Raw genomic sequence first — 16241 nt, forward strand, 5'->3', positions numbered from 1 at the left:
TATTCAATTTATAAAAACAACGGCAGCAGCTGGGACGTCAGCGTAACGAAAACGAGCGCAAACGGATAGGCTGCTGCATAGGCGACCGCGGCGTCATCGGTTGAGACAAGTTTGTTCAGCACACCGAGACCGGGCGTGCTAGTCATGCCGCCGCACAAGGAACCGAGGGCGTGCACAGAGCTCATCCGCAGCAGCTGCCAGGCGACGAAAAAGCCGATCAGCATCGGCACAATCGTAATGAGTGCCCCTGCGGCAATAACCGTCAGTCCCTGCTCTGCTACCGTATCGACCAGCCCTTCCCCTGCTGTCGTTCCGGCACCAGCTAAAAACAGAACTAGTCCCAGATCCCGGATCACCTGATTAGACGGCTGAAAGAAGCGGGCGCGGATCGGCCCGAGCCTGCCGAAATGGCCAATGATTAACGCAATGATCAGCGGGCCGCCGGCTGCTCCGAATGACACGGACTGCTCTCCCGGAAGCGGCAGTTCGATCATGCCTGCCAGCACGCCTAATAAAAGAATCAGGCTGAGCGAGAGCAGGTGCACGTTTGTAACAGGAAGCTTTCGTCTGCTGAACAGCTTCTCCACTTCTTCCACACGGTCCTCGCTGCTGACTACCGTCAGCACGTCTCCTGCTTCCAGCCGCCAGCCCGGATGCTGATTAAATTCAAAGCCGCCTCGCTCTACGCGTGTAACAGTCACACCGTAGCGGCTGCGAAGTCCGAGCTCACGCAGGCTTTTGCCAATTAAATCCTCTGCTCCGACTGTTACCTTTCTTAATTCAACCCGGTCGGCGCTGATAAAGGAATCGTCGCTTTCTTTTCCGAGTTCATCCCTGACCCGCTCCAGATCCTCCTTTAATCCGACCGTTACCAGTTTGTCCCCCTTCATAATCACCGTGTCGCTCAGGCTGATAATGTTCCGGGTGCCGCGGATGACCCGGCTGACAACGGCCGACGTACCGCGCCCTGCTTTTAATTCTTTCAGCGTTCTGCGGTGCGCCGATTCACTCGTCACCTCAATCATCATCACTTCCGGTGACTGTCTGCTCCGTTTTGGGCCAGACTTTTGCTCTAGCTCCTGCATCAAATTGATGCGAAACAGCTTCGGAAACAGCTGCACGAACAGGACAACCGCCAACACCCCTACCGGGTACGCAATCCCGTAGCCGACCGAAGCTGCCCCATCACCCGTGGCGTCGATCGCCGCAGCAAGTCCCGGCGTACTGGTGAGCGCTCCGCTCATCATGCCGACGGCGAGCGCTTCCGGCAGATCAAACAGCGCCGCTACCGCCATCGTTACAGCGGCCGCAACTACGATAATCAGCATCCCGATCAGTCCATACTGCATCCCGGATGTTCGCATCATACGGAAAAATCGCGGGCCTGCCTGCAGTCCGACCGCTGCGATAAACAACGTCAGCCCAAGGTTTTGGACGGTTTCCGATACTTGATAGCCATAGTGACCGAAAAACATTGCCGTAAAGAGAACGGCGCTCAGTCCCAGGCTAATTCCTTTTATATGTGCTTTCCCGAGCACAGAGCCGATAAATAATATCGTAAACAGAAGAACGAGCGGTTCTTCCAGCAAATGTTGAATGACTGTCATAAGCGTATCCTCCCACTCCCGTTTGTCAGTGCTGTACCCGTTCGCACCATCTTTCAAGCGGTAGGATCGTACTGGAACTTAACTTGAATTTTTAGAATGTTATTGCTAATTTTAGGTCGATTATGCCATGATGAGCCTTGTACTCTGGTACATATTTCAAAACAAGGAGGATGAATGTGTGATGAAGAAATGGTTCGTAACGTTCACCAGCGCTGCTCTCATCGGTTTTGGAGGTATGTCTGCGGCTCACGCCGATCACGAAGAAGGTACAGTAAACTGCGGGGATTTTGAAACAGGTCAAGAGGTCTGGGAGTTCTGGGAGTCGCATGACTACAGCTCTGAGAATGACCCGGAAGGCCTTGACGGCGACAGTGACGGCGTTCCATGTGAAAGCCTGACGCTTGATGCCGGCCTCGAACAAACATTTCTTGACCATGACGCCGCTATGACAGGCGAGAATGGTGAAAATGGAAATGGCGAAGGCGAAGGAACTGAAGGAACGAACAACAACGGCAACAATGAAGAAGCCGAAGAAAACCATAACAATGACAACAACAACGATCACAACGACGCGGATAACAACGCAAACCATAATGACAACAATCACGACGATGAAGGAAACGAAATGCCTGCAACGGCTACTTCCTACCCGACTCTCGCGCTGATGGCTCTGCTTGCAGCAGGTGCCGGCGGCATGATGCTCATGCGACGCCGCACTACAGCCACTGAATAAAAAAATGAACCGCCTTCCGGATTTTTCAGGAAGGCGGTTTTTTACTGGTTACAGATTAAACACGATCGCTCTCATTCCGATTTTACTGTTAACAAGGATCGAAACTCCTTATGTGAGTCAGCGAATTACTTTATTCCTATTTTTATTTTCCATAAAAAGATCAACACTAAACTTTCTGAATATACACACTTTCCTCACATTTTTATCTTATTATGGAACGAAAAGAGGGAGGGATCCAGATGGAACATCATCAGGGACACGAGCATAACCACCAGCCAGCAAATCACGCAAATCATCTGAACGATTTTAAACATCGATTTTATGTCTCAGCTGCAGTTATGGTACCAATCCTTGCCCTTTCTCCAATGATTCAGGAGTTTTTAGGGCAAAACTGGCGCTTCCCGTTTGATATGTATATTCTTTTTCTTCTATCTAGTTTTGTGTACTTCTACGGGGGCTGGCCGTTCTTAAAAGGAATAGTAAGTGAAATGCGTGATCGGAATCCAGGAATGATGACGCTGATTTCCCTGGCCATTTCTGTCGCCTATTTTTACAGCACAGCCGTTGTATTTGGCGTTCCGGGACATGAAATGTACTGGGAACTCTCTACCTTAATCGTAATCATGCTGCTTGGCCATTGGATTGAAATGAAATCGATTGCCGGCGCCTCCAGCGATTTAGAGGAACTCGTCCGTTTCATGCCTTCCAGCGCCCATTTATTACAAGAAGACGGGACAACCGTCGAAGTGAAAGCTTCTACTCTCACTCCGGGTCAGCGTGTCCTTGTAAAACCTGGAGAAAAAGTTCCGGTAGATGGAACCGTTGCACAAGGCAGATCTGACGTGGATGAATCAGCAGTCACTGGTGAATCGGTTCCTGTTTACAAAGAGGCTGGGGATTCTTTAATCGGAGGCTCGATTAACAGTGAAGGTGCGTTAACTGTGGTCGTTGAAAAAACCGGCCAGGAAAGCTATTTGTCCCAGGTAATTAAATTAGTCCAGGAAGCACAGGAATCGAAGTCCCGGACACAGGATCTGGCAAACAGAGCGGCTAAATTTCTTTTTTATGTCGCCGTTATCGCCGGAGTACTAACCTTGTCTGGATGGCTTGCTGCCGGGTTTTCGACTAACTTTGCGATAGAACGAATGGTAACCGTTATGGTTATTGCATGTCCGCACGCATTGGGACTTGCTGCCCCGCTTGTAACGGCGGTTTCTACCTCCCTCTCTGCTAAAAAAGGACTTTTGATTCGCAATCGGACCAGCTTTGAAGAAGCAAGATATCTGAATGCCGTGCTATTCGATAAAACCGGCACGTTAACAAAAGGTGAATTTGGAATTACGGATGTCATAGAAGAACATGCGGACAGAAAAACTATTTTGTATTACGCATCCTCACTGGAATCCTCCTCTGCTCATCCAATTGCCCAAGGAATTGTGCGTTCTGCGGAGGAAGAAGGAATCAATTACTCCCCTCCTGAAGAGGTCGATTCGTTAACGGGAAAAGGATTGAGCGGCCGGATTCAAGATAAACAAGTTCTTGCAGTCAGCCCCGGTTATATGCGTGAAAATAAGGTCTCTTTCCATGAGGCTACTTTTCAGCAATTATCCTCTGAAGGGAAAACGGTCATTTTTCTCATTGTTGATGATGTGTTATACGGGATGATCGCACTTGCTGATCAAGTGCGCGAGGATTCCAAAGAAGCAGTCCGGATCTTGCATCAAATGGGAATCGAAGCCATGATGGTTACAGGCGATAATCGAACCGTCGCTCAATGGGTCGGCAAGGAACTTGGACTAGATCAGATCTATGCAGAAGTTCTCCCTCATGAGAAAGCAGAAATTGTGGAACAAGTTCAAAGAGCTGGTAAGAAAACCGCGATGACAGGCGACGGGGTGAACGATGCTCCTGCGCTAGCCGTTGCTGATTTAGGTATCGCCATTGGAGCAGGCACAGATGTCGCGGTTGAATCAGCAGATGTGGTACTTGTCCGCAGCAACCCTTTAGACGTTGCAGCGCTGATCAGACTCTCCCGCTCTACTTACCGAAAAATGATTCAAAATCTTTGGTGGGCAGCCGGATATAATATCATCGCCCTGCCTCTCGCTGCCGGCATACTTTATCAAGCAGGTATATTGTTAACTCCAGCGGTGGGGGCTGTGTTAATGTCAGTCAGCACTATAATCGTTGCAATTAATGCCAAACTGTTAAAATCCGAATAATTGATCTCTGTGCACCTCTACTATAAAGAAACCGGCGGTTGAATAAGTTCAACAAGCCGGTCTTTTTCATCTGCTTTTGACTACGATCAATCCCGCGGCTAGCAGTATGTATGTTGTACTCCTTTTACGAATGTCTCGTCTGTTCCCGGACGTCGAGGGCAATTTTCAAAATGTACAGCAGAATGAGCAGCTTCGTCACTTCCACGATGCCGTTAAAAAAGCCCGGACTGTAAAACAGCAGCGCCGTGTGAGGGATAATGACGTTGATCATTACCGCCATTAAAAGCAGCACGATAAATGCAATGAGAACACGGTGCATCAAATTCCTCCTTTCAGAAGGCATCATACACGCGCGCCCCATTGACTGTCCATCTCACGCCGGATAACCATTCGTTCGTCAGGCTTTCATCGGCCACATCGTCTGATGATACGCCATATCCCAGAACATATACTCAAACCGGGTCGTGTTCAGAAAGATCGTTTCCAGCTTCTGAAGTTCGGCTTCGGAGCTGTCCGCTGTTAACTCGTCCAAAAGATCGATACACCACTGTGCGGTTTGTGCAAACTCCTCTGAGCTGTACATACGGATCCATTCTCCATAGAGCGGATGATCGGCAGCGCCTGGTATAACCGCCAGTTCGCGCCCTATTTCCCAATAGCTCCACGCGCACGGAAGCAGGGCGGCGACAAGATCACTAAGCGAGCCGTTTTGACCGACGTGCAGCATATAGTGCGTATAGGCGAGCGTCGTCGGTGAAGGCGATGCTTCCTCCAACTCCTGCTCGGTGATGCCGAACTTCTTGGCGTATTCGCGGTGCAGTTCCATTTCATCATTCATCGTGACATCGAGCAGCTTTGCAAATCGTCCCATCGTCTCCACGTTCGTTGCCTTGGACGCCCCAATCGCGAACAGCTTGGCATACTCAATTAAGTACAGATAGTCCTGTACCATGAAAAAGCGGAATTTCTCTGGATCGAGCGTCCCTTCTCCCATCTCTGTCACGAACGGATGCTGGTGGTTTTCCCGCCAAATCGGCTGCAGCTTTTCGTGTAATCTTTCACTGAATCTCATGTCAACCACTCTCCTTATTCGTTTATCACCAGCTGCCGAGAGCTTTATGAACCTGATCCGGTGCACAAAAAAACTTCTTCCCAACAGGAAAGAAGCGCGTTTCGGCATATGAAAAGAGAAGAATGAACTCTCTCTATACGCCGCGTCTTCCCTCCGCTAGTACGAACTAGATCAGGTAATTAAGGGTCGAGACCTCGTCTCTCTCAGCCGGCGTTCAGCTCCCCCAGAGCGGTGCGTTACGTATTTCCTTCTTTTTACCATAGCGGATGCTCATTTGCAACTGGTCCGATCTACAAAAAAACAGCCCTCCGGCTGCCTCAAAAGGGGGGGTGAAGCAGCCTGGAGAGAGCTGTTTTGTTTACCGTTCGTCCATCATGCGCCAGAAGGCGGGTTTAACGCGGTAGTTTTCATCAAATACGAATGGAGCGTCGATGCCGGTGCCGCTGTACTGCTCGGCACGATCATCGAGCCATGTGTGGTTATCGGCGATGCCCCAGAACGTCACGCTGCTGATGTCAGCGTCGAGCTCTTCATACAGGGAGAATATTTCTCCGAAGCGTTCAGCCTGCTCGTCGTAAAGGCTGTCCGGAATCTCGTCATACGTTGCATAGGCGTTATCCGGCGGCCATCCGTACAGGCTGACGTCGAGCTCTGTCACCTGATTGTCGAGCCCCAGTTCCGTAAAGAGCTCGAAGGAGTCCCTGGTATCTTCAATCGAAGGCCAGCCAATTTGAATATGTGCCTGGTGACCGATGCCGTCCACCGGCACATCGTCCTCCAGCAGATCCGTAACCAGATCATACAGGTCGTCCCGCTTGGAAGGAACTTCTGTGTTGTAGTCATTTAAGTAAAGCATCGCATCATCTCCAGCATGCTCACGCGCTGATTCAAATGCTGTTTTGATGTAGTCCGTGCCGGTAATCTGATACCAGGCGGTTTCACGCAGACCGCCGCCGTCATCAATTGCTTCATTTACGACATCCCAGGCGGTGACAACATCTTTATAGCGATCTACTACGGTTTCAATATGTGTGTCGAGACGCTCCAGCAGCAGCTCTTTGTTTGCTGCCCGCTTCGCCTCATCGGTTTCATCCACCATCGGGCTGCCGTCTTCATCCAGGAAGAACCAGTCCGGTACCTGATTGTGCCAGACGAGCGTATGGAAGCGGAGCTCCATGTCATGCTTTCTGGCAAAGTCAGCGATCCGGTCTGCACCTTCCCAATCCCAGACGCCCTCCTCCGGCTGAAGGGAAATCGGCTTCATCGCATTTTCAGCAACAATGCTGTTGTAGTGGTGCTTCAGAATCTTCCCCTGCTTGCCGTTCAGCTGCCAAGGTTCCACCGCTGCTCCGATCGGAAAGGAATCACTGAATCTGTCTGCCATTGACTGCACCTGCCAAGCGTGAGGCTGTACGTTACCGTTGCCCATCTCCCCTTCTCCGAAGATTCCGCCTTTCGGTGGTCCCTGCTGTCCTTTTCCCTGTGCCGCAGCTGAACCTGCTGCTGCTCCTGCCAGCAGTGATACCGCCAGACCGGCAGCTGCCGTACGTTTCCAAAATGACTGCATTCCATTTCCTCCCTTTATTCCGTATTTTTGTAGAAAAGAAATACTTTTCTAACTATCCTCTATTATAATAGCGCTTACATTGTTTGTACACTGAATAAACTATCTATTCTGAAAAAAGATTCTATAGCCCTTGTTTTTTATAGGTATTTCATCGATAGCTGCAGGCTCGCTTCGTGCCTATTTCCGGTTATTTGGTTTTTCTTTCCGTCCGAAGGGGTAAAGAAACTAAAATATGAAAAAATGTGGTCAAACGCCACATTATCTTACTAGGAGGGATGAACATGGAACAAAAGCTGCAGACGCTGGAAAAAGAAGCAACAAAGCTTCAGGACCGGATCCGGGAATACAAGGTGCAGATTTCCGCTGTAATGATGACAAGTTGCGCTCATCGTTCCCGCGAGCTCGCCCAGCGCTCCGTTAACGAACTGTCCGATCTCCGACTTCAGGTACGACAGAATGAGTCCCGGCTCAATCAGGTTTTCCGCGAAAAGCAGTCTCTCCAGCGGACACTGCTGGACCGCCTTCACCCGTCCGGAATAAAACGTATCTGACTTCCTGCTTACTCCCCAACAGAAATCATACTTACAGCTGTCCAGCGATGTCGCCGCGGGGCAGTTTTTTCGTTGCAGCATTTACTTTTGAGCCTGCAGCCTGGCCCTCCTGCTGCCTCTGATGAAAAGTTATTGCCCGAAGCTTCCAACTTTTCATCCTGAGGCTAAACTTTATCATCCTTCCTCCCAAACTTATTATTCTCAGGCTGAAACTTATGTTTGCTATCATTCTCCGTTCGTCATAGCGAATATTTTATCATTCTTCCCCTTAATCTTTTCATTCTCAACCCTCAACTTATTATCCTCCGGCCGCCGTAATCAATTTCTCCAGCAAAAAAGCCGGCATTTAACCGGCTTTTCCGCTTATTCGGTTCTGTTCTTCTGCTGATTCGTCCAAGCTAAAACGGCATCACGCAGATAAACAGCCGCGCCTGCTGCACAGGCATCGTAATAGGCTTGAAAACGCTCATCAGCCGTGTACATGCGCACGATACCAGCATGCGCCTCGGGCGAATAAGTCTCCCAGCTGAACATCAGCCATTTCCGGTGCAGCATAGCTGCCTGCCTCCCTGCTTCTGAGTCCGGGTCTCCGTTCGCCGCCTCTCTCGCTAGAATGGCGAACAGCTCCTCTTCTGTTTGCTGCATCTGTTCATAATCTGCTTTACTCATTTGTTTCCATGCTTCGTTCGCCTGCTCAACTGCCGCTTCCCCATATTTTTCCCGTACTTCATCGCCGTACGTCGCTTCGTTCTCCGCCATTTTCATTCTTTTAAATCCTTCAAACCGTTCCTCTGCGCGCATAGCATTCCCCTCCAGTTCGTTCCGCATTGTTTCGAGCACGTTTTCCAGACGCTCCTTTTCAGCCTCCAGGCGCTTCATGTGATCGGTTAAAGCCTGCCGCTGTTCGGCTTCTGTCTGATCAAGAATACCCCTTATTTCTGCTAAAGGCAGATCCAGCTCGCGGAAAAACAAAATACGCTGCAGCCGCGCCAGATCGGTTTCTTCATACTGACGGTATCCATTATCTCCCCGCTTCGGAGTCAGAAGCCTTTTCTGTTCATAAAACCGCAGTGCGCGCGGACTGGCTCCTGAGAGTTTGGCCAGCTGCTGAATCGTCCAGCTCATGTCGTATCCCTCCCTTCTTTCTTCAGTTTGTCGTATGACGCTGCGTCAAGGTCAACCATGAAACAGTAGCTTCTTTTCGCAGAACGTGGTAATCTTTTTACCAATTGATGGATCAAGAGGAGGTGAGCAGATGCAGGAGCGGATCGTTTGTGAAAAGAGGACATATTCTTCGTGGGTGCAGACGCACGAGCATGCTTACGGACAGCTGCTGTTTCCGCTGGAAGGGTCGCTGCATATTGACATCAACAATCAGGAGTCGATTGTACGTGAAGAATCGTATTTTTATATTCCGCCGCAGTGGAAGCATACGTATTTTTCTCCTTCTTACAACGAATTTCTGGCGTTGGACATCCCGCCCGGCTATCTGCCTCCGAGCTATGATGCAGTCACATACGAATGGCTGGATGAAAAGTGGAAGGCGCTGCGTTTTCTGCTGCTGGAGGAGATCCGGCAGGACAACCGGACGATTACGGAATTGACGAAATATATTTTGGCCCAGCTGCAGACGGCGCCGTCCCCTTCTCTCCAGTACATTCACGAGCATTTCCGTGAAAAAATTCCCGTCGAAAAGCTCGCGCAGCTGGAGCACTACCATCCGAGTCATTACATTGAATGGTTCCGCCGCCGTACCGGCACGACCCCGTACGCCTATATCACCGGCCTTCGAATGGAAGAAGCAAGGCGGCTGCTGACGTGGAGTTCGTATTCAGCAACGACGATTGCGGTTGAGCTAGGCTTTGAAAACCTGTCCTCGTTCTCGCGCTGGTTCACGGCAAACGCGGGCGTTTCCCCGAGACAGTTCAGGCGAAGCCTGACAATAGATAAAGATCACCCGACTAATAGGTAAACGTCCGCTCCCTTTTTTTCCTACGATGAACGTATACAGGAAAAGGAGGGAGTTTTATGTTTGTCAAACTGGCACCATTTCTCATTCTGAGCGCGGCCCTGCTGTGGGGAACGACCGGAACCGCTCAGTTTTTAGGACCGGACAACACGTCTCCTCTTTCGATCGGCGCCGTTCGGCTGTTGATCGGCGGATTGTTTCTCATCATAATCGCAGTCGCAGCAGGCGGATTCCGGCTTTCCGGCTGGCATATGCCTTCTGTGTTAACTGCAGCCGTTGCCATGGCTTGCTATCAGCCGTTCTTCTTCTCCGCTGTATCTCTGACCGGTATTGCGGTTGGCTCGGTCATTGCCATCGGCAGCGCCCCGATATTTGCCGGATTCATGGAGTGGAAGTGGCGCAAGCGCCGTCCGACAGCCGTCTGGTGGATTTCCACCGTCCTTTCTGGAAGCGGATGCACGCTGCTTATGATCAATCAGTCCGCAATCACCGCTCACCCTGCCGGCATCTTCACTGCACTCGGGGCCGGCTGCTCCTTTGCACTCTATACGATTGCGAGCGAACGCCTCGTGCACGAACAGCCGCCGCTTGCGTCCGCCGCGGTCGTATTCAGCCTCAGCGGCCTGATACTCGCACCGCTTCTTGTATTTACCGATACAAGCTGGATTCTTTCAGCTGCCGGATCCTTGACGGCTCTTCATTTAGGCATCGCAGCTACCGGCATCGCCTACGCATTATTCGTTACCGGCTTACTGCATACCACGTCATCCAACGCCGTGACACTCTCACTGGCGGAACCGGTGACAGCCGCGCTGCTCGGCATCTTTTTTATCGGTGAACAGCTGCAGGCGCTTTCCTGGGCCGGGCTGTTCCTTGTTACCTTCGGACTTGCTGTTCTCGTCCTGCGTCCGTACTACCCTGCTATCCAGCGGAAGCTGCGCCGACATCAGGCATCAGCGCCGATTTTTCTGGGGCGGCATCGATAGCGGACGGAAAATGTGATCGGTTTTCTCCCAGCCAAGCTCCTCTGCCAGCAGCGTAAAGGAGCTTGTTAAAAAGGTCTGGACGTCGCTGCCTCTGTAAAAGGCTTCACTCAAGGAAGCATCATACCAGGCATCCTCCGGCTCCAGCGTGCCGGATGTCAGCTCCTGAAATAAAAACGGATACGGAAGCACGAAATAGGTTGGCTCGTTCACCTGCTCATCGCCTGTCCAGAACCCGAATTCAACAAACTGCTCATCGAAGGCGCCTTTTTCAATAACTTTGTCTTCAGGGAATGGTTCGTAACGGTCGCTGACGATCAGGCCCGACACATCAAACGTGCCCCAGAAAAGCGCCGGCATGACTTTTCTCGTGCGAAGAGGGGCCAAAAACGCAGTCAGTTCCCGCTCTGCGTGCTGAAACAGCCGAAAGCCGGCAACAGCGAGCTCCGGATCATACGTAAACACATCGGTACACGATTCAAACGGGGTGACATACGTCATTTCCTGCGGCTTTGTGAAGATGGACACAGGGCAGCCGAACTGCTCCAGCGCGGCAGCAAGCTGTCGGTAATAGGACTGAATGGTCGTCCCGTCCTCCAGGGGAATGATCGCGCGTTCTCCTTCGCAGGTCACGATGATTTTGTGCTGTAGAACGTTGAGTTCAATCGAAAAACAGCTTTCGTTGTGATACAGCCTGCCCGTTGTAAAGCCGCCTGGCGTCAGCGGCAGCGTTACGTGCGCCCACTGCGGCTGCTGCTCTGCCATTTCCAGACGGACTTTCCCGAGAATCTGCGACAGCAGATGCAGCGTCATTTTTGTGTCCTTCCAGTCTTCGTGTTTTAAGTGATGCATGTTAGTACCTCCTCATCGTTTTTCCGTGTCTATGCGCTTCCACTGTCTGCTGAACTGTTTCGAGATTCGCTGGCAACTTTCCTGCTGAGAACACGTATAATAGAAGGAAAAAGGAGGCGATTCCATGTACGCAGAGGTCCATGTATTTATCGCTGTCAGCCTGGACGGCTATATTGCATCAGAAGAAGATTCACTCGAGTGGCTGTTTCGTCAGGAGCAGGGCGGCGATACGGGATATGAGGCGTTTTACGAAACGATTGGAACGGTAGTGATGGGCCGCCGCACCTATGAATGGATCAAGCAGGAGATGACAGAAGGGTTTCCTTACGCTGATAAGCCGTGCTGGGTCCTTTCCAGAACGGTTCAGAACGTCCCGGATGCGAAAGTATCCCGGCAGTCACCCGCGGATCTCATAATGGAGCTGAAAAATTCGGCAGAAAAGCCGATCTGGATCGTTGGCGGCGGTGAGGTGATTCGTGAGCTGCTAGAAGCCGATCTGATTGACCGTTTTCAAATTGCAATCGCACCCGTGCTCATCGGCCGCGGCGTCAGGCTGTTTCCGGAAGGTGATTACGAGCATGACCTGGTTTTGGAAGGCACCCGCCAGTTTGATGAATTCGTCGAACTGACGTACCGGCGGAAGCGGTAAAATATCCTTTTGCATTTTTACGGGAACTGAGAGTATTTCCGCGCACATTTGACTGCTAAATGATTTGTTCCTTTACTCCTGCCCCGGGTCCAACCTCCTCTTTCTGCTTCTTGTTATGAAAAATAGCAGCGATCCTTACCCCATTTAAAGTGACAAGAAGGGTCGCCCCTACGTCAGCTGCAACAGCGAGCCAGAGGGGCAGCATACCTGCAACAATCAGCAGTACAGCTGCTGTCTTGATTAATAGCGAGAAGAATATATTCTGGCGGATAATCCTCATTGTCTGCCGGCTTAAATGTATGATATGCGGCAGCTGTCGGAGATCATCCGACATCAATGCTGCATCTGCTGTTTCCAGAGCAGCGTCGGTTCCAGCTCCTCCCATTGCAATACCTATATCAGCCGCTGCCAGAGCTGGCGCATCGTTAACACCATCTCCGGCCATCCCAACTTTATGATACTTATGCTGCAGCTTTTTTATATGCTGCAGCTTTTCTTCCGGAAGCAGCCCAGCCTTCACTTCTATACCTCCAAGCTCAGCAGCCAGCGCCTTAGCAGTACGGGGATGATCGCCTGTCAGCATAATCATCTGCTTTAGTCCTACTTGTTTAAGGTCTGAAAGTATTTCCTTGCTCTCCGCTCTGACTCTATCCTTTAAAGCAAACAAGCCGAGGACACCCGTTTGATCTCCGCATACCAGCACAGTCTTTCCTTCTTCTCTAAATGTTTGAACGAGGTGTTCCATGTCAGCCCTCCATCCAGAAGAAAGCCCGGCTACAAATGCTGGACTGCCGATGAAAAGCTGCCTTCCGTTCACATTACCTGAAAGGCCTTTTCCTGTTTTGGATTGTACCTCGGTCACGGAAGCTTCAATCTTCCCAAATTGCTGTTCTGCATAGTCGACCACAGCTCCAGCCAGTGGATGCTTGGAGAATTGCTCCAAAGCTGCTGCCTCAAGCATCCAGTCCTTTCTTCCAAATGTGATACAGTCAGTCACACAGAGCTTTCCAGTTGTTAACGTCCCCGTTTTATCAAAGGCCAGAGCCTGGATAGATCCAAGCTGCTCCAAATAACGACCTCCTTTTATTAATACCCCGTTCTTCGCGGCCGTCCCAAGTGCTGTGACAACTGCTACGGGGGTAGAAAGTACTAATGCACATGGACAGGCCACCACGAGCAGCGCTAAGGCGCGGTATATCCATTCTTCCCATCCCCCTCCGACTACAACCGGCGGCAGTACAGCAACAGCAGCAGCTAAAACGACAACAGCAGGAGTATAAATAGCAGCAAAGCGATCAATAAACTGCTGGGCAGGTGCTTTTTCTGACTGCGCTTGTTCAACTAGATGAATGATTTTGGCAAGTCTCGAATCCTCCTGCGTTTCAGTGACTGTTAACTCCAGCATCCCCTCTCCATTTAGCGTACCTGCAAGTGCGCAAGCTCCGGGTTTCGCTTCTACCGGCACCGATTCTCCAGTAACGGAAGATTGATTGATGGTTGAAAATCCTGCAGTTATTTTTCCATCGGCAGCTATCGTCGTTCCCGGATAAACGAGCAGCCTGTCTCCGACTTGGACCTCCTCGGCAGGAATTGTTTCTGGATGGCCGTATCGATCTACTACCGCCTCTTTTGGAGCCAGACTGATCAGCGATTTCAATGAATATCTAGCCCGATCCATCGAATAGGACTCTAGCCATTCACTGATCGCGAATAAAAAAACGACGGCGGACGCTTCGGCCCACTCTCCGATTAAGGCAGCTCCTGTTACAGCAATCGTCATCAAGGTTTTCATATCAAACGTGAGCGAAAACAAATTTTTCAGCCCTTGCCAAAGCAGCGACGAACCGCCGATGAGAATTGAACCTGCAAATAGCGGGAGAGCCATATCCCGTTCGCCGATGCCAATTAGAAAAAGCCCGGCTGCCAGCAGCAGGCCTGAACCGATTGTGGTCCATGTGCGCATGATAGACCACCACGCTTTTTTTGTCTGTGCATGACGCCCCTCCGTCAACGTCAACTTTTCAAATGCACCTGCCCGCTCCAGCTCTTTTATAGATACAGGTCCTTCAACACGCAGTTTAGAAGAGGTGAAATACACCTCAGCTTTCGTGACACTAGGAATTTTCTTTACGTTTTTCTCGAATCTAGCAGCACACGAGGCGCAGGTCAGCCCCTCAATCTGGTACGTTTTCACAACTCTCCCTTCCTTTCCTGCTGATGTGCAGCAGCAATCAGGATAAGCTGACGAACATGCTCATCATCTAGCGAGTAATAAACAAGTTTCCCTTCACGGCGCTGCTTTGTTAATCCAAGTCGATGCAGTAATCGAAGGTGATGCGAGGCAGAAGCAGTTGAGGATTCAATAACCGCTGCTGCATCACAAACACAGAGCTCTTCTTCCATCCAAAGAGCGAAAGCAATTTTCAGTCGAGTTTCATCTGCGAGTGCCTTAAAAATAGATGTCATTCCCTTGATTTGTTTTGACTGTATAGCTGATTTAGCTCGTTGGACTTTTTGCTCGTGCACCATATAAACACTGCATTGTTCTCCTTTCATATGACAAGCCCCCATTCCATTCAAATATTCATTTGAATGAAGTATAGCATAAAAATCGATTCATTCAAATATTAGTTTGAATGAATCGATTTATTATCTGTACTATGTCTAATGTGAGATGACCTTTTCTATACCACAAGGGCTCTTTTTTGACTACCATCGCTCCCATACGGCACACTACTCTGATACGATAAAGACCCCCGAACGATGGACTCTCATCCACCATTCGGGGGCCTGCTTGATTTAGGATGTCGTGGTGCCTCTTCTTCCGGTAATGAAAAAGGTCCCTGCTGCTGCAAGTGCGATACCGATGCCCATCCAAAGTGGATAGGAGGTTGCCGTCGCTGGCAGTTCATCGCCGAGCTCGTCTTCTAAAACTTCTTCCAGATCTTCAGCGGCAAGCGCTTCTTCAGGAACGTCGAAATCCTCGACGCCATTGAAGTTATGGAAGGAGATCGTCATCAGCTGTTCGATCGACGCCGTTATGCCGTCGATGTCCATGTCCAGCGATAAGTCGATCAAGGCTTCTGTCACATAATAGGTTTCAGAATCGATATGAAGCTCATAGGAGAAGTCCTCGACCTCCATCATCGCTTCCATCTCTTCAGGCATGCCTTCCATATCCCCGTTCATATCGTCAAACGCTTCCGCAAGATCGTCGAGATCATCGGCATCCCCTGTGTAGGTCAGCACATAGTACCCGTCTTCTTCGGAGACATCGAAATCATCCGCCCATGCCTCTGTATCGCCAAGTGAATCTTGTGCCATCATGGCATCATCCATGCCGTCATCAAGACGGATCCAGCCACCTTCCCCATCTTCCTGGAAGAAGCCTTCATCCGTCCAGTAGGACAGCAGCGTTTCCTCTTCTCCAAGCTCTGGTATGATGGTAGTCGTTTCCTGACGCAGTTTAAACGGATCGACGATAATATCTTGCTCGATTATCGATTCTGTCGTAAAGCCCTCTCCATTTTCCGTAATTGTCTGCTCCAGCTCAATCGTGCTGGAATAGCTCTCGAGGCTGTCCATCGCGTCGTTGGAATGCGCCAGAATATTTGCTGCGTCTCCATTGGCCGACACGGCTGCCGGGGCTGCGAACAGGACGGCAGTGCTCATGCAAATAACTGCTTTTTTCATCAAATCCAGCCTTTTATGTATCATATCCGTGGCACAACTGACATCTCTTTTCACTTCCTTTCATATGGAAATGATAAACTTCTTTTTTCCAAATAAGGGATTAAAAATCCTTTTTGTATTGGCAGCTTAGACAATGCAGCAGTTTTCTTACTCCTTAAGGATAGTAAGACTTGAGAAGCTGCTTAGCGAGGTAAATAGCTTATACAACGGTGTTCAAAGGTCACACAAGACCGCCGGAAAGCAACGTTGCAGCGTTCGAATGTAACTTACGTTACTTAAAAGCCCGTTATAACGAATAAAGCAACATAAGGACGAGCAAAAGCAACTCTCTACCTCCCCCCTC

At 50.2% G+C, this 16241-nt stretch carries 15 protein-coding genes; 6 read left to right on the forward strand and 9 right to left on the reverse strand.

Features of this window, described 5'->3' with window-relative positions:
- Positions 1 to 8: 8 nt before the first annotated feature.
- Positions 9 to 1607 carry an aspartate:alanine exchanger family transporter gene (locus ACSZLD_RS07605; RefSeq protein ID WP_444684797.1) on the reverse strand — a complete coding sequence of 533 codons (1599 nt, stop codon included), beginning with the start codon at positions 1605 to 1607 and terminating at the stop codon, positions 9 to 11.
- A 178-nt stretch (positions 1608 to 1785) separates the two neighbouring features.
- Here ACSZLD_RS07605 and ACSZLD_RS07610 point away from each other — a divergent pair, with 178 nt between their 5' ends.
- Positions 1786 to 2340, forward strand: coding sequence for a hypothetical protein (locus ACSZLD_RS07610; RefSeq protein WP_444684798.1), 555 nt, complete (start codon positions 1786 to 1788; stop codon positions 2338 to 2340).
- 239 nt (positions 2341 to 2579) lie between these two features.
- Positions 2580 to 4562 (forward strand): copper-translocating P-type ATPase, encoded by a 1983-nt coding sequence (locus ACSZLD_RS07615; RefSeq protein WP_444684799.1) that lies wholly within the window; start codon positions 2580 to 2582, stop codon positions 4560 to 4562.
- Between the two features lie 124 nt (positions 4563 to 4686).
- Here the strand turns inward: ACSZLD_RS07615 and ACSZLD_RS07620 are convergent, their stop codons facing one another.
- The 3 genes from ACSZLD_RS07620 to ACSZLD_RS07630 all read right to left on the reverse strand — a co-directional run bounded on the left by ACSZLD_RS07620 (position 4687) and on the right by ACSZLD_RS07630 (position 7201).
- Positions 4687 to 4881 carry a hypothetical protein gene (locus ACSZLD_RS07620; protein ID WP_444684800.1) on the reverse strand — a complete coding sequence of 65 codons (195 nt, stop codon included), beginning with the start codon at positions 4879 to 4881 and terminating at the stop codon, positions 4687 to 4689.
- 78 nt (positions 4882 to 4959) lie between these two features.
- Positions 4960 to 5634, reverse strand: coding sequence for a thiaminase II (gene tenA / locus ACSZLD_RS07625; protein ID WP_377908627.1), 675 nt, complete (start codon positions 5632 to 5634; stop codon positions 4960 to 4962).
- A gap of 358 nt (positions 5635 to 5992) precedes the next feature.
- Positions 5993 to 7201, reverse strand: a complete 1209-nt coding sequence (locus ACSZLD_RS07630) for an endo-1,4-beta-xylanase (protein WP_444684801.1) — start codon at positions 7199 to 7201, stop codon at positions 5993 to 5995.
- 281 nt (positions 7202 to 7482) lie between these two features.
- On the opposite strand from ACSZLD_RS07630, the gene ACSZLD_RS07635 reads away from it, so the two are divergent.
- Positions 7483 to 7752 (forward strand): hypothetical protein, encoded by a 270-nt coding sequence (locus tag ACSZLD_RS07635; protein WP_444684802.1) that lies wholly within the window; start codon positions 7483 to 7485, stop codon positions 7750 to 7752.
- A 363-nt stretch (positions 7753 to 8115) separates the two neighbouring features.
- Here the strand turns inward: ACSZLD_RS07635 and ACSZLD_RS07640 are convergent, their stop codons facing one another.
- On the reverse strand, positions 8116 to 8877 hold the full coding sequence (locus ACSZLD_RS07640) for a MerR family transcriptional regulator (RefSeq protein WP_444684803.1): 762 nt from the start codon (positions 8875 to 8877) through the stop codon (positions 8116 to 8118).
- Positions 8878 to 9007: 130 nt separating this feature from the next.
- On the opposite strand from ACSZLD_RS07640, the gene ACSZLD_RS07645 reads away from it, so the two are divergent.
- Both ACSZLD_RS07645 and ACSZLD_RS07650 read left to right on the forward strand, forming a co-directional pair.
- Positions 9008 to 9724 (forward strand): helix-turn-helix transcriptional regulator, encoded by a 717-nt coding sequence (locus ACSZLD_RS07645; RefSeq protein WP_377908622.1) that lies wholly within the window; start codon positions 9008 to 9010, stop codon positions 9722 to 9724.
- Positions 9725 to 9780: 56 nt separating this feature from the next.
- Complete coding sequence (locus ACSZLD_RS07650) at positions 9781 to 10707, forward strand: DMT family transporter (RefSeq protein WP_444684804.1); 927 nt, start codon at positions 9781 to 9783, stop codon at positions 10705 to 10707.
- On the opposite strand, the gene ACSZLD_RS07655 is transcribed toward ACSZLD_RS07650, so the two are convergent.
- Positions 10675 to 11556, reverse strand: a complete 882-nt coding sequence (locus tag ACSZLD_RS07655) for a DUF5996 family protein (protein ID WP_444684805.1) — start codon at positions 11554 to 11556, stop codon at positions 10675 to 10677. The genes ACSZLD_RS07650 and ACSZLD_RS07655 overlap by 33 nt on opposite strands.
- Before the next feature lie 124 nt (positions 11557 to 11680).
- Between ACSZLD_RS07655 and ACSZLD_RS07660 the strand changes: the two genes are divergently transcribed.
- Positions 11681 to 12205 (forward strand): dihydrofolate reductase family protein, encoded by a 525-nt coding sequence (locus tag ACSZLD_RS07660; RefSeq protein ID WP_444684806.1) that lies wholly within the window; start codon positions 11681 to 11683, stop codon positions 12203 to 12205.
- Positions 12206 to 12260: 55 nt separating this feature from the next.
- Here the strand turns inward: ACSZLD_RS07660 and ACSZLD_RS07665 are convergent, their stop codons facing one another.
- The 3 genes from ACSZLD_RS07665 to ACSZLD_RS07675 all read right to left on the reverse strand — a co-directional run bounded on the left by ACSZLD_RS07665 (position 12261) and on the right by ACSZLD_RS07675 (position 15898).
- On the reverse strand, positions 12261 to 14399 hold the full coding sequence (locus ACSZLD_RS07665; RefSeq protein WP_377908618.1) for a heavy metal translocating P-type ATPase: 2139 nt from the start codon (positions 14397 to 14399) through the stop codon (positions 12261 to 12263).
- Positions 14396 to 14761 (reverse strand): ArsR/SmtB family transcription factor, encoded by a 366-nt coding sequence (locus tag ACSZLD_RS07670; protein ID WP_377908617.1) that lies wholly within the window; start codon positions 14759 to 14761, stop codon positions 14396 to 14398. Before ACSZLD_RS07670 ends, ACSZLD_RS07665 begins: the two co-directional genes overlap by 4 nt.
- Positions 14762 to 15004: 243 nt before the next feature.
- Positions 15005 to 15898 carry a DUF6612 family protein gene (locus ACSZLD_RS07675; protein WP_444684807.1) on the reverse strand — a complete coding sequence of 298 codons (894 nt, stop codon included), beginning with the start codon at positions 15896 to 15898 and terminating at the stop codon, positions 15005 to 15007.
- Positions 15899 to 16241: the final 343 nt, after the last annotated feature.

Origin of the sequence: Alkalicoccus luteus, assembly GCF_052061695.1 — a bacterium.
In the GTDB taxonomy this organism is placed as follows: domain Bacteria; phylum Bacillota; class Bacilli; order Bacillales; family Salisediminibacteriaceae; genus Alkalicoccus; species Alkalicoccus luteus.